This is a genomic window from Zhongshania marina (assembly GCF_002915595.1).
In the GTDB taxonomy this organism is placed as follows: domain Bacteria; phylum Pseudomonadota; class Gammaproteobacteria; order Pseudomonadales; family Spongiibacteraceae; genus Spongiibacter; species Spongiibacter marinus_B.
The window spans coordinates 23420-49190 of sequence record NZ_PQGG01000030.1 but is presented as its reverse complement, the minus strand read 5'-3'; the positions used below and the strand labels follow the sequence as shown (position 1 = coordinate 49190).

Here is a 25771-nt window from a genome sequence, read left to right as displayed (position 1 = left end):
GACTCCTTGACAAATATATAGCCAGTGACATAATCGTCTAATGAAAAATCAAACTTTCCTTAAATACCTCTCTATTGTTACGAATAAGATACTCGTTATCTGCGTTCGACATGTTTTTGGCGCTTGATTTGTATTGTTTCAAGCGCCAATCCTACTTTTCCTGATATCGCTCAATTCTTGGGAGTAGCTAAGTTGGCGGACGCTCGCATCCAGTCGGCATCCTGACGAGTATAATTGCTACCACCATAAGTTTTTTGCGTAACAATTACGACATCACCCTTAACGAGAATTGGCTTTCTGAGCTTCACACTGGCGTGTTGCTATCAGTTTGTGCTAGTCATAAAGGATTTTAATACTCTTTTAGTATGATTAAAAATTTAGGATAACTATTTAAATGAATGCATTGGATAAAAGTCGGGTTCGACGATACCTGGGTATTGTGGAAACAATATTTCAAGCAATATCACTGCTATTTGCGTTACAAAATAAGGAAGGCCGTAGAAGAATGATGAGCTTAGTGGAAGATAATCCATTTCCTGTAATATTGTCCGGAGTAGTGGCTATGTCTATTTTCTTTGCAATATGTTTCGTTGCATCTCAGGTTGTTATAAGAATTTCGATGCACTAACAATTTCAATAAAATTTTTAGTCTTGATTATATAAAATTCCAACAAAGGTGAATTCATGCGATTTAAATTTGATGAGAAGTTGCAGTCTATTTTTCAAGAAGTTTTGCATCGTAACCCGGGAGAAATTGAATTTCATCAAGCGGTTCGAGAAGTTCTTGAAACTTTGGGGCCAGTACTTGCAAAGTATCCAGAATTTACTGATAAGAAAATAATACAACGAATTTGCGAACCTGAGCGACAAATAATTTTCAGGGTACCTTGGCGTGATGATAATGGTGAAATACAGATTAATCGCGCCTTTAGGGTGGAGTTTAATAGTGCGTTGGGACCTTATAAAGGAGGTTTGCGATTTCATCCGTCGGTGAATTTAGGGATTGTTAAATTTCTTGGATTTGAACAAGTTTTTAAAAATGCACTTACTGGGTTACCTATTGGTGGAGGGAAAGGGGGGAGCGATTTTGATCCGAAAGGCAAAACAGATAGTGAAATTGAGAGCTTTTGCCAAAGTATGATGTTGGAGTTATATCGTCATCTGGGTGAATATACTGATGTTCCTGCTGGCGATATTGGTGTGGGATGTAGGGAGTTAGGTTACTTATTTGGTCAGTATAAGCGAATCACAAATCGGTATGAATCTGGGGTGCTAACGGGAAAGGGTTTGGGGTGGGGAGGGAGTAGGGCGCGTAAAGAGGCTACAGGTTATGGTGTGGTAATCTTTACTCAAGAGATGCTGCGAGCGCGTGGTGATTCATTGGAGGGTAAAAAAGTAGTGGTCTCTGGCTCTGGAAATGTAGCTATCTATGCAATAGAGAAAGCCCATGAGCTTGGCGCGAACGTTATCGCGTGTTCGGATTCTGGCGGTTTTATCATTGATGAGGCTGGGATTGAATTGCCTTTAGTTCAGCAAATTAAAGAAGTAGAGCGCCGTAGGATTAGTGCATACGTCGAATTAAAAAAGTCATCACGCTATATTGAGGGTTCTTCAGTTTGGAGTGTCCCGTGTGATGTCGCGTTGCCTTGTGCAACCCAGAATGAGCTGACTGGTCGAGATGCTAAAATATTGGTTGAAAATGGTTGTTTGGCGGTAGCCGAAGGGGCAAATATGCCAACAACATCGGAAGGGATTCAGATATTCCAAGATGCAGATATTTGTTTTGGTCCTGGTAAAGCAGCAAATGCTGGTGGCGTTGCTACTTCTGCCTTAGAAATGCAACAAAACGCAAGTCGTGACTCATGGTCGTCAGAGTATACTCAAAAACGCCTTCAAGAAATTATGATTGATATTCATACGTCTTGTTATGAAACTGCTGGTGAGTTTGGGGAAGAAGGTAATTATGTTTTGGGTGCCAATGTCGCTGGTTTTATACGGGTAGCAAGAGCAATGACTGCGATGGGCGTTATATAGTGATTTTGGTAAAAATGAGGTTGTTGTGTGATCTGGGCTACTATATTTAGTCTGAAATTTAATTTATAGAGTAAGCAGCGTGCCACTACAAATTAGTCAGGTGTACGCTGCTCTAAAAATTGATCTATTCGTGTCACGTTGTCACGATGAACGTCGAGCATTTCTCTTAGTTGACTCTGCACTTGATTGATATGAATTTTCGTTATGGCATCTTCAATTTTTCGCACGACCCATTGTTGACCTCGATTGAGATATTGTAGGCGATCATTAAAATTTGAAATGATCAGGCATTTCTTTGCAAAGTCTCCAACTCTATGGTCTGCAGTTGCACCGATTATTTTGATGCTGTTAAGCAGGCCTGCACAAGAATTTGATTCATCGCGATGAATATCTAATAAGATTTGTCGATACTCATCGGATGGCGCTTCTTGTATCGATTGCATGCAAACTTTTGCTCCAGCGCGCTCGGCGTGTAGAAGCTGCAATAGTAGGTCGAAAATTTCCTTGTTTGATAATGAGTCCTGTGTGCTCATTAATACACCTCCGCGTAATTATTGGAAATAATTATGTGTCATGCATTGTATGCTTAAAATTTATAAAATTGGTATCAGTTTACTCATTATAAAATTTGATAATAAATGCAGGTATTTTTCATGGAGTGTAACTATATATAATGGTCTATATTTGGTGTGGTATGGCTAAGTGGTTGCAGGCCTTGAAGGGTTTTTTAAGAGTGGTTCAGGCGTGTAGATATGTTGCGGAGTAGTGTTGGCATGTGAATTTTATTGGTTAGTTGGTTGATGATGTTTAATTCAGGAAGATTTTGTAAAATAGACGAAGAGAGGGAACGCATGATTTCGGCTCAAGAGGCATTAATTAGGTTAAAGGAAGGTAATACCCGTTTTGTCACGAATGTTAGTAGCGATTATCCGGGAGATATTAATAGCAAGCGTCCTGAGCTTGTTGAAATTCAGGCACCATTTGCCATTGTGTTGGGGTGTTCGGATGCTCGTGTTCCAGCTGAATTAATATTTGATCAGGGGCTTGGCGATTTGTTCGTGATCCGAGTTGCGGGGAATATTGTAGCCCCATCTGGTATAGGTAGTATTGAATTCGCTGCTTTAAATTTTGGTACTCCTCTGGTGATTGTACTCGGTCATTCAGGTTGTGGCGCCATTACGGCTACTATTGAGGTGCTGAGTGGTAGGAGTGAAATTCCATCTCACAATCTACATTCGATTGTTAAGCGCATACGCCCATCAGTTGAAACATTGTTGTCTACAGAGCTGCGCAATAATCAGAAGGATTTAGTTAAGCATTGTGTGCGCGCCAATGTTCGAAGTTCTGTTGAGCATATTAGTAGTGGTTCCCCAATACTTGAAGAACTTATTGGTAATGGCCGGCTTATGGTTGTTGGTGCTGAGTACTCTCTGGAAACTGGTGGCGTAGATTTTTTTTATGACAATCATGTGGGGGATTTTCTTTAATAGTAATGGTGAATGAAATCACAATAGCGGTAAAGAGTAAGATATCGGCGATATTTGTATATTAATAGCTATGGGCTTGTTTAAAATAATTAGATGGTTATACTTGTATGTTGAATATTTAATGTAAACACTTAAATAAAATGACTATATATTTCAATCGCGTATTAACGCCTCCTCTCACCTTCCTCGTTTAGCCGGATGTAACTTTCTATTACATCCGGAAAATTATTCATAGATATATTATAAGTTAATTTTAATTTTAGAGTCGAAGAGATTCTATGGGTTAAGTCTTGTGAATACTGATATTTTTGTAGATGTTCGTCGGTTTATTTCCTGGCTGAAAGACGATTATTCTAGAATGGTTGAATTTCGCCCTATTACATTGCGTCCCATCGAGCTGGCTAGCTTATTGGATAAGCTGGAGGGGATATATGATGTTCCTGTAAAGAGTGCTTCTAGCGTTACCGTGTTAATAGGGACGAAAGTGGGCTTAATGAATATGAGTGATTTTACTGAGGCTTCGATAGTTATTTCGCTTCCGAGTGAGAGTAATCCTGCGGAGGGTAAAATCAGTGTTTTATCACCATTGGGTTCGACATTAATTGGACGTAATAGAGGGGAGCTTATAAAGCTGTGTCTAGGCAATTCTGAAAATATGTTTTGTATTATTTCCGTTGATCAGAATCCATAAATATGAAGGAGGGGTGTATTTTGAAGGCAATTGCTTGCTGCTAGTGTAGTAATATTGTCCATGTTGGCGACGAATGGCAGCATCGTTGAATTGTTTTTTAACTAAATAATTTTAAAGGTGATGAAATGAGTAAAGGTAAGGTGGATGAGAAAAAAGTAGCATTAAAAACTATTAAAGAGAAGCGTAGGGAGAAGAAAGAAAAAAAGCAAAGTAAAGGTAAATTTTTATAATTGTAGTGGGTGGGCGCCTGGTAGGGCGCCCATTTTTATCTGAAAAATATTTTGTGTCTATATTGTCGTTGTTGAATCAAGAGGTACACTATGAGTGCCCTTTATGCTCAATTATCTGGACGTCGCTGGAAAATGGATTTCGCAGCGCAGCCCTGGTTCGTTGTCAACAAATATCAAAGTGCCGTCATGTAATCGCGTGATAGCCGAGACCATAGCCAATCCCATTCCGGTACCGTTGCTGTTTTCAAGTCGATGAAATGGTTTGACAATATATGAGTGCTCCTCATTAATTACCCCCGGCCCTCTGTCGGCAACCGATAATACGATTTTTTTTCTGGACTTTTGCAGCCCGATGGTTACTTCACTCGGCTTGCCGCCATGCTCAAGGGCATTTTCAATTAGATTGGCGAGTAACTGTTGCAATAGATTTACGTCGCCAGCAATGCTGACATCATCGACTGTGGCCAGTTTTAGCGTGTTGCCATCATCTTCTGCGATGGGTTGATAAGCCTCCGTAATATTTTGAATTAAAGTATGTAATTTTACGGGGCAAAAGCCGGATCTAAGGCTACCTGCCTCCAGCTCTGCAAGACGTAGGAGCGCAGCAAAAATGTCGAGTATTTTATCGACTTCACCAATTGCTTCCTCGAGTGACTCGGGGGGGATTGGCAAGCTGCTGTTCTGGAGGGTTTCTAGACGACCGCGGAGGCGCGCGAGGGGAGTTCTCAGGTCGTGGGCGACGCCGGTGGACACCTGACGCACGTTATTCACAAGTTGTTCTATGCGGTCGAACATTTGATTGAGGGTATTGCAATGAGCATCCAGCTCGTCACCGTTGTTACGGCACGGAATTCTTAGGGCCAATTGCCCGGCTCCAATGGCCTTGGCCGTGCGATTGATGGACTCCAGTCTCGACAGCGTACGTCGGCTTAAAATGAGCCCTCCTGAGGTGCCAAGTACAAGCGCTAAGGTAAGTGACCAGAATAGAGTTTGCTCGAACGCGCGCTCTAGGGTCGCCAGCACGCCCATGTCTTTACCGACCCCGAGGATGAAGCCACTCTCCAATTGTGTATAAAAAAATAGAGTAGGCTGCTCACCTTTAGTTTGGCGCCAGCCGTATGGGGCATTTACTGGCTCGACTTTGTCGAAAATGACTCGGCCGGAGGGGTTTTGCACCATGTAGATGAATCGGTCGCGAGTACGGCTTTTTTCGATCCTCTCTTCTGTCTCTTCCAGCAGCTCGTCCATTCCGTCTTCACGGTATTCAAACAAGAGCAGATTGGTTTCTATTGTGATTTGGCTGCGTGTTTCGTGTTCTAGTACTTTTTGTACCTGAATAAATAGAAGCGCTACAAAGACTGAAACTGAGATCACGAACAGGATTAGGTATAAGCCAGTGAGGCGGAAGGTGGCGGAGTCAAAGGGTTTAGGTAGGCGCATCAATTCTATAACCTGAGCCGCGGACAGTGTGTATCAGGGGGAAATCAAAATTCTTGTCGACTTTTGTGCGAAGGCGACTGATGTGGGTTTCCACCATGTTGGTTTTCGGGTCAAAGTGGAAATCCCAGACGCCCTCGAGCAGCATAGCGCGTGTGATGACCTGACCAGCGTGACGTAGCAAGAATTCGAGTAGTTTAAATTCGGTAGGCTGCAGTTCGATAATCTGATTTGCACGTGTTACCCGACGTTTGATTAGGTCCATTTCAAGATCGGCAATACTCAGGCTGATGACAGCTTGGCTGAGAGGCGGTCGTCTAGCTAGTGCACAAACACGCGCGTGAAGCTCGGTGAATGCAAATGGTTTCATAAGATAGTCTTCGGCGCCTGCTGTCAGTCCTGTAACCCGGTCTTCTATGCTTCCCATCGCAGTAAGCATTAAGACTGGGGTAAGATTGCCGGCGTTCCTAATGGTTCGTAGTAACGTTAGGCCATCGAGTTTTGGCAGCATGCGATCAAGAATGAACACGTCGTAGTGCTCATTTTGAGCCAGCACTAGGCCGTCCAAACCATTGTTTGCATGGTCTGTGATATGACCGTGCTCCTTCAGCCCGCGCACAATGAAATCCGCAGTTGCCTGGTCGTCTTCAATTAGTAATAATTTCATATGGCTGCCATCAAGAGCTACTCAACGTGAACGTATTTGCCGATATAGATGTTAATCCATATCTTCGCGAACGCCGAGTACTTCACCGGACACTCCATCTACCTCAAGTTCGTAAATTTTGTCTGCTGCTATCACACCAATCTCATAGCGTGGTGAGAAGCTGTCATCGTCTAGTGATGCCTCATAAGCTCGCCCTTTCTGCTTGTTTTCAGCAATAGTGATGGCTTCTGTTAGGCTTATTTTGGTTTGCTCAAGAAGATGGATGTCCTCTTTGTCTGCTAGAACAATTCCGCTGAACAGCAGTCCAGTAAAAGCAGTGGATACAATAGCGTGTTTTTTGCGAATTTTCATAATATTCTCCTTACGAGTTGTCATCGTATTGTCTTTGCGACGGTTGTCGACGGCCTTAGTTATAGCAAAAGTGAGTTTGTGTGGTGGTGGCTAGAACTATACTTTTTTGTAATGTCATGGAATTGAAGAGGGTAGCACTGCTTATCTTTTCGATGTTCGAGTGCGAGTGCTAAGTTATTTGAAAAGGTAGGTGATGGTTTAGCATGTCTAGGGAATTCGCGTGAGTCACGGTTATTAGGGTAGAGTTTTTACAGCGGTTCATGGGGTTTTACGCTACGCTTTTTATTCTGGTTGATTACTCGATGGTTTGTGATCGGTTACAGGTTGTACCCGTTTATGCGTTTTCCGTGGCTACGTTAGGTCTGATAGCTCTCGATCTCTCGATGACGTAAATCTGAGTGAGATACTTGTTCGATATTCTGAATTGTATTGGCTATCCGTAATTTCTTTAGATGTTAATATTAATTAGAAAATACCGCTTTATAGCGGCTGCCTAATTCGGCAGAATAATTATGGGCGAAGAAGCTTTTTATTAACTGTCCCCAGTAATACGGCTTGCAACGATCTGCGCATTTGTGGTTTTTACCAATTCGAGCGCGAACCGTTGTCAAACATAGTATTTTTTAAGATGTTGTTAATTTATCTAGTAATACCGTTTCGTCTACTAAAATACCATTATTAAGTTCCCGTAATTGTTTTGCCGCTGCCACCATATTTTTCAGCGCTGGTAAAACTTCTTCCCAGTTTCGTGTCTTCAACCCACAATCTGGGTTTATCCATAATTTTTCGCTAGGGAGTTGTTTCGCCGCTTTGTTCATTAGTGCGACAATTGACTCCACTGACGGAATGTTTGGTGAGTGAATGTCGTAAACCCCAGGTCCAATATCATTGGGGTAGTTGAAATGATCGAAGGCATTCAGTAGCTCCATGTCTGAGCGAGAGGTTTCTATGGTGATGACATCGGCATCCATATGGGCGATGCTTTCAATAATGTCATTAAACTCCGAATAGCACATATGGGTATGAATCTGGGTCTTGTCTGCAACGCCATTAGCGGTAATCCTAAACGACTCAACCGCCCAGCCTAGGTAGTGCTGCCATTCTCCATGACGTAGGGGCAAGCCTTCACGGAGTGCTGCTTCGTCAATTTGAATAATACTAACGCCAGCAGCTTCTAAGTCTAGCACTTCTTCTCGAATAGCCAGCGCAAGTTGGTAGCAGCTGTCTTTCCGAGGTTGGTCGTCTCTCACAAACGACCAGTTAAGAATAGTTACTGGTCCCGTAAGCATGCCTTTCACATGTCTTTTAGTGAGCGATTGGGCGTAGCAAATCCACTCGAGCGTCATGCCTCTCGGGCGACTGATATCACCGTAAAGTATCGGTGGCTTTACACAACGGGATCCATAGGATTGTACCCAGCCATATTGGCTGAATGCGTACCCATTCAGCTGCTGGCCAAAATATTCCACCATGTCATTGCGTTCGGCCTCGCCATGTACCAGCACATCTAATCCAAGCTGTTCTTGTTCGGCGATACAGAAGGCGATCTCCTCCTTAATATACTGTTGGTATTGCTCTAGGCTAAGTTCGCCGCGCTTGTGACGCTGACGAAGCTGTCGTATTTCTGCCGTTTGCGGAAAGGATCCAATAGTGGTGGTGGGAAAGAGAGGAAGTTTGAGCCTTTCGGATTGAATGACAGCGCGCTGGGAATAAGGGCTTTGACGCTGGCCCATGCTGGTCGTAATAGATGCGACATTTTTTCGCACGGCTGGATTGATCACTCGTACAGACTGACGACGACTGCTAAGAGCTTGGGCGTTGTCGGTTAATTTTGATGCGACGGAATTTCGTCCTTCGTTAAGTGCACGACCTACAATATAAAGTTCTTCAAGTTTTTCATCTGCAAATGCAAGCCAAGACCTTACTTCCGCATCAAGTTCTTCCTCACGGTTTAGGGAGTAAGGTACGTGCAGTAATGAGCAGGATGGGGCTAGCCACAGGCGATCGCCGAGTTGCTTTGACAGTGGTTCCAACCAATCCAAGGTTTCGTTTAAATCGGCTTTCCAGATATTTCGACCATTAATTATCCCTAAGGACAAAATTCGATCTTTTGGCAATGCTGCTAATAAAGTCCGAGCATCGCGTCGACCCTGAGCATTATTGCTAACGCAATCAAGGTGCAGCCCGTCTACTGGCAGAGCTGCTGCCAAGGTAAGATTTTCCTCTAGTGTTCCGAAGTAGCTCGCTAATAATATTTTAACCCCGCTGACATTTAAGTACGTATAGGCTTTTTCAAATGCGTCTCGCCAGTTTTTATCTAGGTCGGTCACCAGTAGAGGTTCATCTATTTGTAGCCATTGCACTCCCATACTTTGGAGCGCTGTGAGAAGTTCTCGATATACCGGTAGCAATCGATCTAATAGTGTTAGTGCTTGGCTATTATCTTTGGGCTTACACAGCGAGAGGTAGGTTATTGGCCCAATAATAACCGGCTTTGCGTTAATACCCTGCGCCTTGGCCTCACCTAATTGGGTCAGTAAACGAGAGGGGTTAAGCGTAAATTGGCTGTCTGCACTTACCTCAGGCACGAGATAATGGTAATTCGTATCAAACCATTTAGTCATCTCCGCTGCGTGTACACAGTGTTGTTCACCTACGTCACTAGTAGAACGTCCTCGGGCAGCGCGAAAATAGCTTTCCAATTCATTGCCGTTATGCACGGCTCGAGTGGGAATGTTCCCAAGAGTAAGGCTCATATCCAGCACTTGGTCGTAAAGTGAGAAATCACCTATCGGCAGCCAATCTAATTTCTGTTGTTGCTGCCAGTGCACGCGCCGCAGTTCGGCTGCAACCTTGAGCAGATCATTGCTGCTTTGCTGTCCCTTCCAGTAACTTTCAAGCGAAAATTTAAGTTCTCGGTTGGCGCCAATGCGCGGGAAACCCAAATTGTGGGTTATGGCCATCGTGTCTCTCCAATTACGTAGACCCATAGCTGGTAGGCTAGGGGCGAAAATTATTTGATGGAGATATGGTAGAATGTCTTAACTATGAATAATAATGGTATTTCTGCATAAGTACATGAGGTTTGTTCATGATTGAGCGTTCTCATCTAGCTATAATTCGTGAGGTTGACCGTATCGGTACGCTGACTGGTGCTGCAGACAGTTTGTGCCTGACCCAGTCGGCCTTAAGCCATGCCATCAAAAAACTAGAGCTGCAGCTAGGTACGGTAGTCTGGCTTAGAGAGGGGAGAAGTTTACGTCTAAGCCAAGCTGGTCAGCAGTTGCTTGCATTAGCGAATCGATTAATACCTCAAATCGAACATACCGAAATGCAGATTGCACAAATCGCGAAAGGGCATCGTGGATCCCTGCGCATAGGCATGGAGTGTCATCCTTGTTACCAATGGTTGCTGACGATCGTTGCTCCCTTCTTGCGAGATTGGCCGGATGTGGATGTGGATGTAAAGCAGGCTTTCCAGTTTGGCGGTATTGCGGCCTTGTTTAACTACGATATCGATCTCTTGGTCACGCCCGATCCTTTATACAAACCGGGATTAAAATTCACGCCCGTATTTGATTACGAGCAGGTGATCGTATTACCTGAGAACCACCTATTGGCCGATCAAGAGTGGCTTGCTCCGTCACAGCTTATTGATGAAGTGCTATTAAGCTATCCCGTAGAAGTTGAACGTTTAGATATTTTTAACCAATTTTTTCTTCCTGCTGGCCGCGCACCTCGTAGGCATAAAACTATTGAGACAACGGATATTTTGTTGCAAATGGTGGCGGCAGAGCGGGGTTTTACCGCGTTACCCGATTGGCTGGTCGCAGAGTACGCTAAGAAAATGCCTTTAAGAGGAGTGAAAATGGGCGAAAATGGGGTTAAAAAACAAATTTTTATTGGTCAGCGTGAGTCAGAAGCCGAAGATGAGTACTTGTCGTATTTCATGGTATTAGCAGGCAAGAGTATTGTCGAATTTTAATAAAAATTCGCGAGCATTTCCGTAAAATTCTCTATTTTAATGTAGAGGGTTTTTGTCCTGCATCATAATCTATTCGGTACTATCATCGGGAAGAGTCTACGGTATTGATAATATGGTTAATATAATACTAGCAATAGCCGAGGATTCAGAGTGCTTGCGGTTTGGACTTGTCTTATTTGGGTAGATATCAGAAATTTGAGTTTTGGGACTGCAGAATTATCCGAGTGGGCGAGTGATTTAGCTCACGTAGTGTGCAAGGTTATTGTTAGTATCAATAATAATGCTATAAATTAACGATATTTTTCATTACCAAATTTAAACTTTAGATTATTATAATATAACTATAGATTGCCCAAAAGATTGGGATCTTTTGTCACCTAAGTTAGTGCTCAGTTTAAAAATTTAAATCGTAAATTTTAATTTAATGATTTATTCAGATAAATTCTCCATTAAAAAGGTAGGTTTCTATGTTTTCGGCTGTGCCATACGAAGATATTGTCTATGAAAATCGAAATGGGGCTGCATGGATCACCATTAATCGTCCAGCGGTATACAATGCTTTTCGCGGTAAAACAATAGAAGAGCTTATCCATGCATTTTTAATTGCTGCTAATGACAAGAGCATTGGTGTTGTAGTGTTGACAGGAGCTGGTGATAAAGCATTTTGTACAGGAGGAGATCAATCGAATCATGATAGTGATTATGATGGCCGCGGAGTAGTGGGCTTGCCAATCGATGAATTGCAATCTGCGATTCGAGATATTCCTAAGCCTGTCATAGCAGCTGTTAATGGTTTTGCTATAGGCGGTGGCCATGTATTAGCAACAATCTGTGATATAACAATTGCTGCGGATACGGCAAAAATGGGGCAAGCTGGGCCTAAAGTTGGCTCGGTTGACGCTGGATGGGGCACTGCATATTTATCTCGCATCGTTGGTGAAAAGAAAGCGCGTGAAATTTGGTATCTGTGTAAACGCTATACATCACAAGAAATGATGGATATGGGCTTGGTGAATAGGGTGGTTCCTGCCGCAGACTTAGAAGCTGAGGTGACTAGTTGGTGCAATACAATTATGGGACACAGTCCGACATCAATTGCGCTCGCTAAGCGCTCCTTTAATTGTGATTCAGAGTCTATTCGGGGAATCAGCATGATGGGACTTAACGCGGTTAAATTATTTTATGATACTGATGAGTCGAAAGAAGGGGTAAATGCGTTTAACGATAAACGTAAGCCGAATTTTAGGCAGTTTTAGATGTATGATTCATAGGTCTCGGTTGGGACTGTAGATAAAACTGTGTAACTGCTTATCATTGAAAGCCAGTAATGGCTAAGGATAGGCAGTTATAAACATGAAAGAACTGGAAGTCTTTGCTCGGGAGGCAGCTAAGTCGATCAAGTCAGAGAGTGATCTCAACGACGTTCGTCAAATGCTCACTAAGGACGGTTGAAACGGCATTGAATGCGGAGCTGGGCGATCATCTTGGCTACGGGCGGCACCAGCAGTCCGAGTCGAGCAATAGCCGTAACGGCTATTCCAGGAAGACACTCAAAACCGAAGATGGCCAATTTGAACTCGACACCCCAATGGGCCGGGCCGGTAGCTTTGAGCCTCAGCTGGTCAAGAAGCAACAAACTCGTTTTACCTCAATGGATAACAAGGTTCTCAGCCTTTAAGTCAAAGGCATGACAACACGCGAGATCGTCGCAACATTCAAAGAAATGTATGATGCCAATGTCTCAACGCTCATTTCCAAGGTCACCGACAGCGTTATTGAGCGAGTAAACGACTGGCAATCCCGTCCCCTGAATACGGTTTACCCCATTGTTTACCTCGACTGTATCGTGGTCAATATTCGGTAGGACAAGGAGATCGTTAATAAGGCTATTTATCTGGCCCTCGGCGTCACGATGGAAGAGCATAAGGATTTACTGGGGATGTGGCTGTCTGAAAACGAAGGTGCGAAGCTCTGCCTCAACGTCCTGGCTGAATTGCAGAACCGAGGGGTTAAAAACATATAGATCGCCTGTGTCGATGGCCTGAAGGGCTTTCCTGAAGCCATCAATTACAATTTTTGCGACACAATCGGTGCTATTGGTCGGGGATAGGAATTGTAAGTATTTTCAATATTAATGGTCGGCTATCGTAGTGTGGATTAGCTGCCAACATTAACGCGGCCTCAGTAAAACACCCCATCAACATTCTTTGTAATAGCACGATATCATTTTCTGAGAGGAGTGAATCTACGCTGTCATTCTCGAAAAACAAGGATAGTTGGTCGCGAAATATTTTCGAAACCGCTTGAACAACACTGGTATCTTCCCAGCGTTCACGTCCTAATATGATCGGTGCATCGCTTAAGACTATTCGAGCAAAATTAGGTTGCTGAGTCATTTCGATCAAAATATCCCATATTTCTATGAGATTTACTTTTCCTGCTTTGAAGCTAATCCCCTCAATCTGCTTGCTAAACTCCAGCTCCATTGCTTCGGTGACTGCTAGAAACAGCGACTGCTTATTTCCAAAATAATGGTAGATCGGGGTGATTGTGAGCCCTAGATCTTCGGCAATGTCCTTTAGAGACGTATCGGCATAGCCTTTTGAGCCAAAAATTCGGCAGGCACTTTCTAGTACCTTTGTTTGCGTGAGCTCTCGGCGTTCGGCCTGAGTTTGCCGTTTTGGCTTAGGGCTGGCCGAGCGGATGTTTATCTTTCTTGCGCTTGAGTTTTCGTTTGCCAAGGTCATTCTCGCTTCATCGTTACCAATTCAGAAGTATACCGTTCGGTGTTGCGGCAATCCATGTAATTGACTTATATAACTTAAATATATAACATCGATTCTTATGTTGTTGGGTGCCTGCAATATTGTGCGGTCATATAAAACCAATAGACCCATATTAATAATAATGACAGAGGGCTTATGCAGAGTATTAGTAATCCCGCACTGACCACGGGTAATTTGAACGGACTCACGCTGAAAAATAGATTTATCAAGGCAGGTACTTTTGAAAACTTGAGCCCGAATGGTATTCCAAGCGTAGATTTACTCAATTTCCACAAGAAATTTGCTTGTGGTGGTATAGCCATGACAACAATCGGTTATTGCGCAGTAGAAAATGCAGGTCGTTTGAATGCGCATATGCTCACGATGCACGAGGATTACCGAGAAGGTCTGCGAGACCTCGTGAGGGGAATTCAAGATCATGGCTGCAAGGTGTCTGGCCAAATGGGGCATTGCGGCGCTTTTTCTAAAAACCACACATTGAAAGGGCGCCCTAAGGGCGCTACTGGTGGTTTGAATATCTTGGGTTTTGCCGAGGGGATGTGGTTTTGCGATGCGATGACCCTAAGCGATATCGACAATTTAGTTGATGCTTATAGAGATGCTGCGATATTTATGAAATCCGTGGGCTTCGACGCATTAGAAATTCATTTTGGACATGGCTACGGCTTGTGCCAATTTCTGAGTCCGCTGACCAATAAACGTAAGGATATTTATGGAGGTAGTTTAGAGAATCGGCTCCGCCTCCCGCTTCGTGTGCTTGCCGCTGTGCGAAAAGCGGTCGGTAGTGACTTCCCGATTCTCGGCAAAGTTAGTATGTCGGAGGGGCCTCGCAATGGGATCCGTTACGATGATTCCATCAAAATTTGTAAAGCACTTGATGATGCTGGCATTGATGCCCTTATCCCCAGTAACGGCACTAGCACAATGAGTCCAATGCTCATGTTTCGCGGTGCAAGCATATTACCAGCCTTACTTAGGCATGAAAAAAATCGCCTAATGCGAATAATATTAAGACTCATGGGGCGGAAGATGTTCCCCTCACTACCATTTTATGAAATGTATTTACTCGAGCAAGCTAAACGTATTCGCGACGTCGTGAAGTGCAAGATGGTTTATATTGGCGGGGCCGCGAGTGCTAGTAGCTTTACGCAAATATTAGACGCTGGATTTGATTTTATTCAGCTAGGTAGGGTTCTTTTAGCAGATCCTGACCTGCCACAGATGCTCGCGAAAAATCCAAATTATAAGAGCCGTTGCACACACTGTAATCAATGCGTCGGCACCATTGAAAGTCCCCAAGGCATCCACTGTCCAGTATTTTTTAACGGTGCGCAATTGTGAACGTTTTGATTACGGGCGCGTTTGGAAATCTTGGCCAGATGTGTGTTCACAAAGCGCTAGAACAAGGCTATCGAGTACGCTGTTTTGATCTAGATAGCAGCCATAATCAAAAAATAAAGCGCCATTATGAGCGTCGTTGTGAAGTGATTTTGGGTGATATCCGCAATACTTATTTACATCCAGACTTACTGGACGGAATTGATGTAGTAATTCACAACGCTTCGCTGTTACCGCCCTTATCTGAAACTCAAGCAGCGCTGGCAGAAGAAGTTAATGTAGGCGCGACTCACGCGCTAATCCGCAGTATGGAGGCCTGTAAGAGATTACCTCGGCTAATATTTCCTTCGTCAGTAACCGTATTTGGCAAATCGTGTCCGGGTGAAGGCGTTAAAACAATCACAGATAGCGTTTCACCTAGCGATAACTACACCCGTCACAAGCTAACAATTGAGCAAATTTTACAGCGCTCAAGTTTGCAATGGGTAATTTTGCGAGTGGGAGTTTCGGTAGATTCGCGGACTCTGAAAACTGATAGAGCTACATTGCGCCAACTGCTAAAAATACATCCAGAGTCTCCATTGGAGTTTGTACATCCTAAAGACGTTGCGGTGGCAATGTGCAATGCAGTGTCGTCTAAGTCAGTAAATAGAAAAATACTATTGATTGGCGGCGGGAAGAGTTGCCAAGTTAATCACTATCGTTTTTTAAAAGCAGCGTTTACCGCTCTTTCTTTAAGACTGCCTTATAACAATACGAATCGCGAAAGCTACTACACACATTGGATGGATTCTGCAGAAGCGCAGGAGCTGCTTGAGTTTCAGAATTATTCTTTTGAAGACTACGAGCAGGAAATGGCGAAAAAATTGCGTTTCATTCGAATTGGGATCTGGCCGCTACGCCCAATTTTAAATCGCTTAATGCCCTATGCATTAGCAAAAATATAATAAATTGTAAAAGAGACTGGTGCACAATGAATATTAATAAAAGAACGCTACTCCCATTATTACTTACCACAATCGCAATGCCAGGCTATGGGCAGGGCGGTAGCGATACTACAAATAAAAAAGTACAGGGTTTGATAGAGGAGGTGATTGTCACCGCTCGTAAACGTTCAGAAAATATTCAAGAAACGCCGGTAGCGGTAACCGCGATTACGGGTGACTCGCTGCGCGAGCAAGGTATTCTAAGTGCTCAAGAGCTGAGTAAGTCCGTGCCTAGTTTGCAAATTAACAATAGCACTTCGCCGCAAATATTTATTAGAGGAATTGGCCAACGTGCACCTTTTGCGCGATTTGACCCCTCGGTAAGTGTTTATTTGGACGGGATTTTTATTCCGCGCCCTGATGGCCAGCTATTAGATACAATCGATGTGGATAGCGTACAGGTATTGCGCGGTCCCCAAGGGACTTTATTTGGTAAGAATAATACCGGCGGGGCCTTGGTTTTTACCCTCACTAAGCCCGGTGAAGAGTCCGGTGGATACATAGAAACCAGTCTTGGTAACTATAATGAACAACGTTTGCAAGCAGCCTTAGATTTACCGGTGAATGATGAGCTATTTACGCGAGTTTCTGTTAATACTCGTCGTCGCGATGGCTTTTTAAAAGATGCGACAGGTCGGGAAAATCAGTCTATTGATCGCTTATCGGCAATATTTCAAACTCGCTGGCTGGCTAGCGACGATATAGTCTTAGATGGTTTTGCATTTTTAGGTCGCACCCGCGAAAATTTTCCTTCATACCATTGCCGTATCGTTAGTGACGATGCGTTATTCGTCAATGGTTTGGGCATACTTTGGCCAGGCGATACCGATCCTAATAATCCGAGTGCATACCGCGATAATTGCGAAGCTAATTCGCGTGAATCACAAGGTGACCTCCACACCAATCAGGGGGATAGTCAGCGTCAAAATAAAGACCAAGACGAGCTCATGCTTGGCTTAACTTTTGATTATCAATTCAACGAGAATCACAGCGTTAAATCGATTATTGGCTATCGTGATGCCACAAAATACAATCCACAAACAACAGCTGATGATGGTGGTCCTGCGGAATATTTACGGGCAGATCTTTTAGGCAATAGCATTCAGGAGTCATTTACGTTTGAGCTCCAATTTAGCGGTGAATTATTTGACGATATAGATTATGCCGCTGGAATATTCTGGCAGGACGAGTACAAGTCGGAGCGTTTTAATACAAGTAATCCTATCGTTGGTGCAGAGCCAATAGCCTTTTTAGGGTTAGCTTCCGGTCAAGCTGGATTTGATCTTGCTGAAATCACCGATTTACTTGGTAGTGTTACTGGTTTAGTTCCCGGTGGAACGGTGCCGCTTGTTGCAGCTGCAGCGCCTTTGGCCACGGTTCAAGATTTTGAAATCGACGGTAAAACCTTTGCAGCATTTTCACAGGCGACTTGGCATATTACTGATAATTTTGAGTTGACTTTGGGGGGGCGCTATACCGAAGAGACGCGCACATCATACTTGGAAACACGTGGTGCCGACCTTGCTGAAGTAACCTCGATTATCAGCAGTGCAGACCCTCGCTTTGTGCCCATTCTTCCAGATATGGCAGCGTTGGCTTTCTTGGGGCGATGGTCTCAGGATCCTTTAACTATTGCCAATAATATTTTAAAGGAGCGCTTTCCCGGTGAGATTCACGCGCCGCTTGGTGAAGCTAGAATTGACCGACGTAGCGACACATTTCGTCAGTTTACTCCAATGGCATCGGCCGCATATATTATTCCTGAAGATCTGCTGTATGGCAGCCTAATAGACTCGGCAATGATTTATGCAACATGGAGCAATGGCTTTAAGTCTGGCTTTCAAGAGCCGTTTGGTCTTGATGGACTCACCGTGGTGGAACCAGAAGAACTTGAAAACCGAGAAATTGGTATAAAAATTGATGCTCTTGATCGTTCTCTTCGAGTGAATGTTGCGGCGTACTCAATGAGCTTTACAAATATGCACTTAATTACAGTAAATGTAGATTCAAATAACGCCTTAGTTGTCGGCTCGCAAAACGCTGGTGCTTCATCAATAGAAGGCGCCGAGCTAGAAGTGATGTGGTTCCCATCTATGAATACCATGATTAACTTTACTTATAGTAATAATAATTATCGTTATGATGAGTTTATGGATAACGACCTGAAATCACTTGCTCTGCGTGGTGAGTTTGTTCCTATTGATCGGTCTGATGAGGAATTTGCTGTCTCACCGGAGGTGACGGCGGCACTAGGTATTCAGCACACATTAGATACGCAGTTTGGCCGTTTCGTACCGCGTTTAGATGCTAGTTATAAAAGTGATATTTATCTCGGTCTTGATCGCGGAGCGTGGACTGCTTCTAAACAGGATAAGTCTCTCGCTTATGCAGATGCGTATATTTTGTATGATGCACGGGTGAGCTGGACTGGCGATGACGAAAGCTTAAGTCTCGCAGCCTATGTGAAGAACCTGACCGATGAGCGTTACGATATAGGTGCAGTATCCGCTGGGGATAGTATTGGTACTTTTACAAGTGTGCTAGGTGATCCGCGGACCTACGGTATTGAAGTTCGTAAAACGTTCTAAGCAATTTTTATGATTTTTAGGTAGCCGGCCACGAAAATTTATCCGGCTACTTTCTTTCTCCTGAGTAGTATTATGAAGCACTTGCGTGGAAAAACCGTTGTTATTACCGGCGCGGCTGGTGGATTGGGTAGTGCATTAGCAAAGGCGTTGGCAAGTGAAGGCTGTCATCTTGCCCTTATTGATATTAATCAGCGTGAATTGTTGAGTTTAGTTAAAGATTTGCAATCATCGAAGCTAAGGGTTAGCTATCACGTTGCGAATTTATGTGAGAAAACAGATATATATAAGTTGCCGGCAGAGTTGCTGGCCGCCCATCAGTCAATCAATGTGATTGTTAACAATGCTGGAATGACATTGCAAAAGAGCATTGAAAATCACAATGCGGAAGATTGGCAGCGGGTTTTCGATCTGAATTTTTGGGCTGCGGTATCTATGTGTCAAACTTTGCTTCCATTTCTTCGGCAACAAAATAGTGCGCATATCGTTAATCTGTCGAGCATGGCTGCGTTTCATGGATTACCAAGCCAAGGTTCTTATAGTAGTAGTAAGGCTGCCTTGCAGGCCTACAGCGAATCACTGCGCGCTGAGCTTAGTCGCGATGGTATAAGTGTTAGCTGCATTCATCCGGGGGCTATTCAAACCAATATGATTATGGCTACGCTAAATGAGTCAGATGATCTGGAGCAGGCGCATAAGAATATGATGCTGGCACAACGCTTTGGCGTTTCAGCAGAGTTTGCAGCCAAAAAAATAGTAAGGGGAATTAAGCGAAATACACGTAGTATGACGATCGGCGCAGACGCTACACTTTTGAAGTTAGCTAGTATTGTATTCCCCGGATTAACTGCGAAACTACTAGCCCGCACTTATTCTAGATTCATTACCGACTTATAGTCTTTTGCGCTGTATGACATTAAAGCCACCGAGTAGCGTATCTTTGTAACCAGCTCGATTCCAGCCCTGGCACTTTGGGTGCAGTAAACGCTTTTAAAACTTAGCATAGACTGTGATATTTGCTTTATACGTCGATGATCCTACTCTACAGTTTCTTTAAGTGAAGATTTGATCAATAAATTGCAGCTGGTGTGAAGTAAAAAGTGGCAGTATTTGAAACCACGTATTATTAAACTATTGTCGAACATACTTATGCGAGGTATGCGGCCCCGTTGTGAACTATTGCTTCCGTAATGCCAGCAACTTCAATTCACTGTTTTTATCCAGTAGACATTGTTTAGGCCGGTTGGCCATGCACTTAGAGCGATTGTTTGCATCTACGGCTTTGTAATACTTTTTCCCCTGATTTCATTGAATCTCACGAGAGATAGTTAAAGGCGATCGGTTTAGCGATCGAGCGATGTATCTGATGCTTTCTTCGCAGAAAGGCCTGCAAGTATTTCTTCTCGTTCTGGCAGCGTTAAATGATGTGGTGGTTGTTTTCTGGGTTTTGTCCTTATCCCACCGGAATCACGCAAAACGGTGAATATAGTTCCTGGCTTTGATGCCATTATTTCAGCGATATCACTAAACCCTATACCTCGCTTCCATAAGTCAAAAATGAACTCCTTTTTCTTGTATTATAAATATACGCTTTTTTAGTGATCCTCCGTTAGGCCACATTGTAATACTGGCCTAGCGTTGATCAATTGAATCTATAAGAGTGTGAGTTTTTAAAATGAGATATTACTTTTTTGATGCAGCCTTAGTGCTAATTGTCTTAATTTCATTGTTGTTAGGCTAAGCATTTTGATAGGAGCAATTCTATTGCTTTGATGCGGCCAAGAGTTTTCGAGTAGCGGATACGAGCATCGTTATAAAGTTCTTGAAGTTCTTCGCGCTGATTGGGTAATTTATTGCTAAGAACTTCATATTCTTCTGTTTCGCTGATAGTTGTTAGTAAATCAAGCTTATGGATTTGCAATTGTTTCTTGAGATTGCTGAAACAGCTGGTATTACTTTTTGTGTTGACTAGATCATTAGGTAATCGATTTCCGTGTGGTGAGCCAACCGAGTAGTTTGCGGGGTGAAATTTGTTTGTAATATGGTAATGTTTAGCAGTCCCTGATCGTGTCTGTTCTTCTATTACGAGCCCAGCACTCATTAATCGCTCGATATTCCGGTTTATAAATTGTTGAACCCGCTTTTTGCTTAGGGCTGGGTTGATATCCAGCTTCAAGTAAGCTTCTGAAAGTTCGTCGCTGCTAAATGTACTAAATTCAGTAGAGCTCAGTAATGACAAGAGTTCGGGTTTGATTTTCAATTTATGCATATGGGTCGTACGTCTAAATTTTACAGAGTTTGGTCGATAAATAGCCAGCTTTGGTGCTTAGTATTCCTAAGTATACTTTAACTTAATATACTTAGACAATCTAAGCTCTCCAGGTCTTGAAAGATGGTTCAAAGTTGGCAGATTGCAGTCCTTTACCAAGGCGTCTACTCGAAGCGCGCACGCTCAAAGGCATTAGTCAAAAGAGGTTGGGCATTCTCCTCGGGATGGAGCCTAGTTCGGCGAGCGGCCGTATGAATCATTATGAGAAAGGGCGCCATACGCCAGATTATCCAACGTTGAAGCGAATTGCAGCAGAACTAGGTGTGCCTGTTACATATTTTTTTTGTGAGAGTGATGTAGTAGCCGAAATTGTTTGTCAGCTTGAAAGATTAACTGAAAGTGAGAAGCGGGTTTTATTGAGTCAGCTTAAAAGCCGAGAGTAACCTCTCGTATTGTAAGGGCCAGCTAGTGCATTTATAGAGTCCTAATGGAAAATATACACTGATGAGGTGCCCCGATAAGAGCTATAGTTAGTTGTGTACTCGTTGTGAGAGCTTGGAAAGCTAATCTTATTCTAGTGTCGTGCTCGCCGAAACTTTATATTAATCGTTAGAGCCCCTATATACTACAGTTGGCAATATTTCTTTTTTCGAGTTACCAAATGTCCCCTTTTTATATAATTCATTAGTAGGCGATTGTGGCCTGTGTTGGTTTATTTACCCGTAGCACGCGTTATTCTGGCGTTCAAATTGGCGTTTTTCTTTTGCCAGCATCGGTAGGTTATGTTTTGTTAGCATATGTTTACATCTATTAAGGTATTCGCATTAATAAGATTGATGAGGTGAGGGGCGCAGTATTGGTCGTTTTTACGCCAAAATCGTGTGTTTGGTGATTATATGGAAAATGTTGCTGGAGAAATGTTGCTGGAGAAATGTTGCTACATTATTTTTCATCTAATTGAATTTAAAGGTATATTTCTGAATTTGGAAACAATATTCCTTATTCTATATCGGTATAACTTCCCTTAATGGTTTGCTTCGGACTCGCCGCAGAACACCGCTCCGCAGCGGAGCTGGTGTTCAATGACGAGATGATGGGTATAAAGGTGAACGGATTTTTATGGCGCTGACACTTGAGTGATGGCGGCGCTTAAGGTTTCCGCTGTTTGCGGGCCGGTGAGGGTCGCTTTTACGTTGCCATCGGGGCCAATGAGCAGGGTAGTGGGCAGTACTTTTGGGCGTGGAACGCCTAATTGCGGTGCTGGGTCGGCGAGCATCGAATCGAATTCGATTCCCATCTCGGCGATGGCCTCATGCAGGGCTTGGCCGTTTAAATTGTCGTAATTTACGCCATAAACTTCCACATCGCTGCGACTGGCTGCGAAAGTGTTGAGTGCGGGAATCTCTTCGCGGCAGGGGCCGCACCAGGTCGCCCAGTAATTAACTAATAGCCACTTGTTTTGGGCAAAGTTTCCGCCATCGCCTGATACAGTGCCGAAATCTGGCTTACTGCAGGCCGCCAAGCTGGCTATAAACAGGCATAAAATAAAACGCTGGATTGATCTATTCATTCGATTACTCAATTGCAGGTCCGACTCGGCAGCGGGCGTGTATAATGCTCGCAAAGTATTTTGTAATAACCGAGTTAGACAGAGAAAAATATGTCCGAGTATAGCATTTATCACAATCCGCGCTGTTCAAAGTCCAGACAAACCTTGCAACTTTTGACCGACAACGGCGTTGAGCCAGAGATCGTTTTGTACCTAGACACCCCGCCTAGCGCCGCACAACTTAAACAACTTTTGAGCAAACTCGGGATTAGCGCCCGCGAACTGCTGCGCAAAGGTGAGGCGGCATATAAAGAGGGTGGTTTAGCCGATACAGCGCTGACCGAGGCACAGCTTATTGCGGCAATGATTGCTGAGCCAAAGTTGATAGAGCGCCCTATTGTGGTAAAAGGCGAACAAGCAGTATTAGGTCGTCCACCCGAGAATGTATTGGCCCTACTTTCTAAATAACTCTGTGAAGGATGCATTCTGTGAGCCAAGCTTACGTATTGGTTTTGTACTACAGTCGCCACGGCGCGACGGAAAAACTGGCCCAATACATCGCCAGAGGTGTTGAGCAGGCAGGTCTAGAAGCGCGCCTGCGCACGGTGCCTGCGGTGTCTGCAGACTGTGAGGCGACAGCAGACGATATCCCTGAAAGCGGTCCGCTATACGCAAGTGAAGACGATCTTCGCCACTGCGCGGGTTTAGTGATGGGCAGCCCAACGCGGTTTGGCAATATGGCAGCGCCGTTAAAATACTTTCTGGACGGCACCTCAGGTCTGTGGATGAGCGGCGCTCTGATCGGTAAACCCGCAGCGGTATTTACCTCTAGCGCCAGTTTGCACGGCGGGCAGGAAAGCACATTGCTGACCATGATGATGCCATTGCTACACCACGGGATGTTAATAACAGGCATTCCCTATAGCGAAGCGGCGCTGAGCACTACCCAAACCGGCGGTACGCCCTATGGAGCCTCCCATGTTGCAGGCCAAAGTAATCGAGCTGTCGATGACACGGAGCTTGATCTCGCCGTGGCGCTGGGTAAGCGCGTCGCGACTTTAAGCAAAAAATTGCAGAACTGAGAAGCATATGACCTCATTAGAAAAACGCACTGAATTTGCCGCCGCAGTGATGAAGCTAAGCTACATTGGCTTTTTAATCACTCTAACCTTAGGTACATGGGTATGGATGCAAGAGGGGCGTCAGCCCAGCGTGACAATCTGGATTATTCGTCTGCTGCCTATGCTGATCTTTGCTCCCGTGGTGTTTAAGGCAAAGTTACGCGGCATTGCGTGGATGTGTTTTGCGAGTTTGCTGTACTTTGTTATGGCGGTGACCGAGGCTTTATCGTCGCTGGCGATTTGGTTCAATTATGTTGAGTTGGCGATGGTCGTTATCCTGTTTTGCAGTGCCACTGTGTATATTCGCTGGCAGGCGAAATTATGGCGTGAAATTACTGCGCAGAGGAATGAAGTAGTATGAGTGAAAATAAGAAGCGCGGATTTTTTTCTAAGCTTGGCGGTGCCATCGACGCAACTAGACGTTGGACATTAAATATTATTTTTTTGGTGATTGTCGGCGGCATAGCGATGGCAATCTTCAGTTCGGTGCAAGAAGTCTCCGTGCCGGATCGCGCCGTATTGGTACTAGCGCCAGAGGGCGTTGTGGTCGATCAGTTATCTGCAGTAGACGCTTTTAGCCAGCTCAGTGCTCAAGGTTTGCCGCAGGAAACGCTGCTGGCAGATTTAATTGAAACTGTGAATTTGGCAAGCGAAGATCCACGCATTGAAATCCTGCTGTTAAAGCTAGATGACCTAGATCATATTGGTATGAGTAAAACCTTGGAGTTATCTGAGGCTATTCAGGGCTTTCGCGAAAACGGCAAAACAATTGTCGCAACGGCAAATCACTACAATCAAGATCAGTATTTATTAGCGAGTTTTGCCGATCAAATTTTTGTTCACAATATGGGTGGTGTGGGCATAGAAGGTTTTGCGGTTATTCGAAACTATTTTCGCGAGGCGATAGATAAATTAAATATTCGTTTTCACGTTTTTAAAGTCGGAAATTTTAAATCTGCGGTTGAGCCATTATTGCGCAACGACATGTCCAGTGCTGCTAAAGAAGCAAACAGGGCGTGGCTGGATCAACTGTGGAATTTGTACCGCGATACCGTTGTTGAACGGCGCGGGATAAGTGTTAGCAAATTTGACGAATACGTGAATCATATTGATCGCGTTATGGCGGAGGTGGGCGGCGACGCTGCACAGGCTGCCCTAGATTATGGCTTGGTTGATGGCATTATTAGTCGTCCCATGTTGCGAGATATGCTGATAGAGCGCGTTGGCGAAAACGACGAGGGCAGCTTTCAGCAAAGCTATTTCCGAGATTACCTCGCCTTGAATCGCAGCTTGCTAATAGAGGTGAAAGATTCGGTTGGGATTATTGTTGCCAGCGGCAATATCGTTGACGGTGAGCGGCCAGAGGGCAGCATCGGTGGTGATAGCTTGGCGCGACTGATCCGCAAAGCTCGTCTCGACAAAAATATAAAAGCGCTGGTGTTGCGTATCGACAGTGGTGGCGGCTCCGCGTTTGCGTCGGAAGTTATTCGCGCTGAGCTACAAAAGCTTCAAGAGGCCGGTAAACCCTTGGTGGTGTCGATGGGCAGCATGGCTGCCTCTGGCGGATACTGGATAGCCGCGGGCGCTGATGAAGTTTGGGCAACCCCAGCGACGTTAACCGGCTCAATCGGAATTTTTGGTGCCTTTCCCACTGTAGATAATATGTTGCAGGATTTGGGCGTTAGCACAGACGGCGTTGGTACAACCGCGGTGGCGGGCAAGCTTCGCCCAGACTTACCCCTAGATCCTATTTTGGCCAGCGCAATTCAGTCCGGTGTTGAATATGGCTACCGTCGCTTTATTAATATCGTTGCCGATGGCAGAAATAAATTAGTGGAGCAGGTCGAGCCCATTGCCGAAGGACGGGTATGGAGTGGTATCGACGCTCAGCAGCTCGGCTTGGTCGATAAGTTAGGTGGCCTGCAGCAAGCCATAAACTCTGCAGCGAGCTTGGCAGGCTTGGACCCCGCTGATACCCGCTTATTGTCGCTACCCCTTAGCCCAGAAGAAGAATTGATGCGTATGATCTTGGGCTCTGGCTTAGTGAAATCCGCGCTGAGTGCGTCATCACCATTGGTGTCGGTGTTAAACAGCGTGCTACCGGCATGGCGTGATGTTTTGGCACTCAAGGATAGTCGTGGTGTATACGCCTACTGTCTGATGTGCGTGGCGCCTTAATAAACTAATCGGGCTTGATTGCGCTATCTCGCGTACTCAGCCTGAAGAGTGACACCGCGATGGTGTAACGGTAATTT

22 protein-coding genes and 2 pseudogenes are annotated in these 25771 nt (G+C 44.4%); 15 read left to right on the top strand and 9 right to left on the bottom strand.

Features of this window, described 5'->3' with window-relative positions; all coding sequences use genetic code 11:
* Positions 1-684: 684 nt before the first annotated feature.
* Positions 685-2034: an NADP-specific glutamate dehydrogenase gene (gdhA, locus tag C0068_RS12895; protein WP_103684887.1), complete on the top strand. Its 1350-nt coding sequence runs from the start codon at positions 685-687 to the stop codon at positions 2032-2034.
* A gap of 92 nt (positions 2035-2126) precedes the next feature.
* On the opposite strand, the gene C0068_RS12890 is transcribed toward gdhA, so the two are convergent.
* Positions 2127-2567 (bottom strand): DUF6306 domain-containing protein, encoded by a 441-nt coding sequence (locus C0068_RS12890; RefSeq protein WP_103684886.1) that lies wholly within the window; start codon positions 2565-2567, stop codon positions 2127-2129.
* A gap of 267 nt (positions 2568-2834) precedes the next feature.
* On the opposite strand from C0068_RS12890, the gene C0068_RS12885 reads away from it, so the two are divergent.
* Together C0068_RS12885 and C0068_RS12880 are read left to right on the top strand one after the other, a co-directional pair.
* The gene (locus C0068_RS12885; protein ID WP_233208812.1) at positions 2835-3521 is read left to right on the top strand and encodes a carbonic anhydrase; all 687 of its coding nucleotides are present in this window, start codon (positions 2835-2837) and stop codon (positions 3519-3521) included.
* 292 nt (positions 3522-3813) lie between these two features.
* Positions 3814-4212 (top strand): GreA/GreB family elongation factor, encoded by a 399-nt coding sequence (locus tag C0068_RS12880; protein ID WP_103684884.1) that lies wholly within the window; start codon positions 3814-3816, stop codon positions 4210-4212.
* A gap of 341 nt (positions 4213-4553) precedes the next feature.
* Here the strand turns inward: C0068_RS12880 and C0068_RS12875 are convergent, their stop codons facing one another.
* From C0068_RS12875 to metE, 4 genes are all read right to left on the bottom strand, one after another.
* Positions 4554-5882 carry a sensor histidine kinase gene (locus C0068_RS12875; RefSeq protein ID WP_103684883.1) on the bottom strand — a complete coding sequence of 443 codons (1329 nt, stop codon included), beginning with the start codon at positions 5880-5882 and terminating at the stop codon, positions 4554-4556.
* Positions 5869-6546: a response regulator gene (locus C0068_RS12870; protein WP_103684882.1), complete on the bottom strand. Its 678-nt coding sequence runs from the start codon at positions 6544-6546 to the stop codon at positions 5869-5871. The genes C0068_RS12875 and C0068_RS12870 overlap by 14 nt, the downstream gene beginning before the upstream one ends.
* A gap of 51 nt (positions 6547-6597) precedes the next feature.
* Complete coding sequence (locus C0068_RS12865; RefSeq protein ID WP_158249996.1) at positions 6598-6897, bottom strand: PepSY domain-containing protein; 300 nt, start codon at positions 6895-6897, stop codon at positions 6598-6600.
* A gap of 623 nt (positions 6898-7520) precedes the next feature.
* A complete protein-coding gene (metE, locus tag C0068_RS12860) occupies positions 7521-9860 on the bottom strand; it encodes a 5-methyltetrahydropteroyltriglutamate--homocysteine S-methyltransferase (protein WP_103684880.1) in 2340 nt (779 codons plus the stop codon).
* Between the two features lie 128 nt (positions 9861-9988).
* Here metE and C0068_RS12855 point away from each other — a divergent pair, with 128 nt between their 5' ends.
* The 3 genes and pseudogenes from C0068_RS12855 to C0068_RS12845 all read left to right on the top strand — a co-directional run.
* A complete protein-coding gene (locus C0068_RS12855; RefSeq protein ID WP_103684879.1) occupies positions 9989-10882 on the top strand; it encodes a LysR family transcriptional regulator in 894 nt (297 codons plus the stop codon).
* A gap of 467 nt (positions 10883-11349) precedes the next feature.
* On the top strand, positions 11350-12138 hold the full coding sequence (locus C0068_RS12850; protein ID WP_199176170.1) for an enoyl-CoA hydratase-related protein: 789 nt from the start codon (positions 11350-11352) through the stop codon (positions 12136-12138).
* A 91-nt stretch (positions 12139-12229) separates the two neighbouring features.
* Positions 12230-12902, top strand: a pseudogene (locus C0068_RS12845) (IS256 family transposase); the annotation flags it as partial.
* Between the two features lie 73 nt (positions 12903-12975).
* Here the strand turns inward: C0068_RS12845 and C0068_RS12840 are convergent.
* Positions 12976-13629 carry a TetR/AcrR family transcriptional regulator gene (locus C0068_RS12840; RefSeq protein ID WP_103684878.1) on the bottom strand — a complete coding sequence of 218 codons (654 nt, stop codon included), beginning with the start codon at positions 13627-13629 and terminating at the stop codon, positions 12976-12978.
* Positions 13630-13803: 174 nt separating this feature from the next.
* Here C0068_RS12840 and C0068_RS12835 point away from each other — a divergent pair, with 174 nt between their 5' ends.
* From C0068_RS12835 to C0068_RS12820, 4 genes are all read left to right on the top strand, one after another.
* Positions 13804-15009, top strand: coding sequence for an NADH:flavin oxidoreductase (locus C0068_RS12835; protein ID WP_103684877.1), 1206 nt, complete (start codon positions 13804-13806; stop codon positions 15007-15009).
* Positions 15006-15953, top strand: a complete 948-nt coding sequence (locus C0068_RS12830; protein WP_103684876.1) for an NAD-dependent epimerase/dehydratase family protein — start codon at positions 15006-15008, stop codon at positions 15951-15953. Before C0068_RS12835 ends, C0068_RS12830 begins: the two co-directional genes overlap by 4 nt.
* 26 nt (positions 15954-15979) lie before the next feature.
* Positions 15980-18580 carry a TonB-dependent receptor gene (locus C0068_RS12825; RefSeq protein ID WP_103684875.1) on the top strand — a complete coding sequence of 867 codons (2601 nt, stop codon included), beginning with the start codon at positions 15980-15982 and terminating at the stop codon, positions 18578-18580.
* A 72-nt stretch (positions 18581-18652) separates the two neighbouring features.
* Entirely contained in the window at positions 18653-19474 is an 822-nt protein-coding gene (locus tag C0068_RS12820; RefSeq protein WP_103684874.1) for an SDR family NAD(P)-dependent oxidoreductase, read from the top strand.
* Between the two features lie 285 nt (positions 19475-19759).
* On the opposite strand, the pseudogene C0068_RS19660 reads toward C0068_RS12820, so the two are convergent.
* Both C0068_RS19660 and C0068_RS12815 read right to left on the bottom strand, forming a co-directional pair.
* Positions 19760-20136, bottom strand: a pseudogene (locus C0068_RS19660) (helix-turn-helix domain-containing protein); the annotation flags it as partial.
* A 173-nt stretch (positions 20137-20309) separates the two neighbouring features.
* Entirely contained in the window at positions 20310-20846 is a 537-nt protein-coding gene (locus tag C0068_RS12815) for a VspR family transcription factor (protein ID WP_103684873.1), read from the bottom strand.
* Positions 20847-20962: 116 nt separating this feature from the next.
* Here C0068_RS12815 and C0068_RS12810 point away from each other — a divergent pair, with 116 nt between their 5' ends.
* Positions 20963-21289, top strand: a complete 327-nt coding sequence (locus tag C0068_RS12810; protein WP_332908292.1) for a helix-turn-helix domain-containing protein — start codon at positions 20963-20965, stop codon at positions 21287-21289.
* A 674-nt stretch (positions 21290-21963) separates the two neighbouring features.
* On the opposite strand, the gene C0068_RS12805 is transcribed toward C0068_RS12810, so the two are convergent.
* Positions 21964-22416, bottom strand: a complete 453-nt coding sequence (locus C0068_RS12805) for a TlpA family protein disulfide reductase (protein ID WP_103684872.1) — start codon at positions 22414-22416, stop codon at positions 21964-21966.
* A gap of 90 nt (positions 22417-22506) precedes the next feature.
* Here C0068_RS12805 and arsC point away from each other — a divergent pair, with 90 nt between their 5' ends.
* From arsC to sppA, 4 genes are read left to right on the top strand one after another with little or no spacing between them, the layout of a single operon-like run.
* Positions 22507-22863, top strand: a complete 357-nt coding sequence (gene arsC / locus C0068_RS12800; protein ID WP_103684871.1) for an arsenate reductase (glutaredoxin) — start codon at positions 22507-22509, stop codon at positions 22861-22863.
* Between the two features lie 11 nt (positions 22864-22874).
* Positions 22875-23477, top strand: a complete 603-nt coding sequence (gene wrbA, locus C0068_RS12795; protein WP_199176169.1) for an NAD(P)H:quinone oxidoreductase — start codon at positions 22875-22877, stop codon at positions 23475-23477.
* A gap of 7 nt (positions 23478-23484) precedes the next feature.
* Complete coding sequence (locus C0068_RS12790) at positions 23485-23877, top strand: DUF2069 domain-containing protein (protein ID WP_103684869.1); 393 nt, start codon at positions 23485-23487, stop codon at positions 23875-23877.
* Positions 23874-25694: a signal peptide peptidase SppA gene (gene sppA / locus C0068_RS12785; RefSeq protein WP_103684868.1), complete on the top strand. Its 1821-nt coding sequence runs from the start codon at positions 23874-23876 to the stop codon at positions 25692-25694. The genes C0068_RS12790 and sppA overlap by 4 nt, the downstream gene beginning before the upstream one ends.
* Positions 25695-25771 lie beyond the last annotated feature (77 nt).

What these genes read in the sequence shown, in the direction of transcription:
- C0068_RS12840 (WP_103684878.1), bottom strand. Translation starts at nt 13,629, where the DNA reads ATGACCTTGGCAAACGAAAACTCAAGCGCAAGAAAGATAAACATCCGC.
- C0068_RS12820 (WP_103684874.1), top strand. Translation starts at nt 18,653, where the DNA reads ATGAAGCACTTGCGTGGAAAAACCGTTGTTATTACCGGCGCGGCTGGT.
- C0068_RS12850 (WP_199176170.1), top strand. Translation starts at nt 11,350, where the DNA reads ATGTTTTCGGCTGTGCCATACGAAGATATTGTCTATGAAAATCGAAAT.
- wrbA (WP_199176169.1), top strand. Translation starts at nt 22,875, where the DNA reads ATGCATTCTGTGAGCCAAGCTTACGTATTGGTTTTGTACTACAGTCGC.
- C0068_RS12885 (WP_233208812.1), top strand. Translation starts at nt 2,835, where the DNA reads ATGATGTTTAATTCAGGAAGATTTTGTAAAATAGACGAAGAGAGGGAA.
- C0068_RS12825 (WP_103684875.1), top strand. Translation starts at nt 15,980, where the DNA reads ATGAATATTAATAAAAGAACGCTACTCCCATTATTACTTACCACAATC.
- C0068_RS12875 (WP_103684883.1), bottom strand. Translation starts at nt 5,882, where the DNA reads ATGCGCCTACCTAAACCCTTTGACTCCGCCACCTTCCGCCTCACTGGC.
- C0068_RS12815 (WP_103684873.1), bottom strand. Translation starts at nt 20,846, where the DNA reads ATGCATAAATTGAAAATCAAACCCGAACTCTTGTCATTACTGAGCTCT.
- gdhA (WP_103684887.1), top strand. Translation starts at nt 685, where the DNA reads ATGCGATTTAAATTTGATGAGAAGTTGCAGTCTATTTTTCAAGAAGTT.
- C0068_RS12855 (WP_103684879.1), top strand. Translation starts at nt 9,989, where the DNA reads ATGATTGAGCGTTCTCATCTAGCTATAATTCGTGAGGTTGACCGTATC.
- C0068_RS12805 (WP_103684872.1), bottom strand. Translation starts at nt 22,416, where the DNA reads ATGAATAGATCAATCCAGCGTTTTATTTTATGCCTGTTTATAGCCAGC.
- C0068_RS12835 (WP_103684877.1), top strand. Translation starts at nt 13,804, where the DNA reads ATGCAGAGTATTAGTAATCCCGCACTGACCACGGGTAATTTGAACGGA.
- sppA (WP_103684868.1), top strand. Translation starts at nt 23,874, where the DNA reads ATGAGTGAAAATAAGAAGCGCGGATTTTTTTCTAAGCTTGGCGGTGCC.
- arsC (WP_103684871.1), top strand. Translation starts at nt 22,507, where the DNA reads ATGTCCGAGTATAGCATTTATCACAATCCGCGCTGTTCAAAGTCCAGA.
- C0068_RS12890 (WP_103684886.1), bottom strand. Translation starts at nt 2,567, where the DNA reads ATGAGCACACAGGACTCATTATCAAACAAGGAAATTTTCGACCTACTA.
- C0068_RS12870 (WP_103684882.1), bottom strand. Translation starts at nt 6,546, where the DNA reads ATGAAATTATTACTAATTGAAGACGACCAGGCAACTGCGGATTTCATT.
- C0068_RS12865 (WP_158249996.1), bottom strand. Translation starts at nt 6,897, where the DNA reads ATGAAAATTCGCAAAAAACACGCTATTGTATCCACTGCTTTTACTGGA.
- metE (WP_103684880.1), bottom strand. Translation starts at nt 9,860, where the DNA reads ATGGCCATAACCCACAATTTGGGTTTCCCGCGCATTGGCGCCAACCGA.
- C0068_RS12790 (WP_103684869.1), top strand. Translation starts at nt 23,485, where the DNA reads ATGACCTCATTAGAAAAACGCACTGAATTTGCCGCCGCAGTGATGAAG.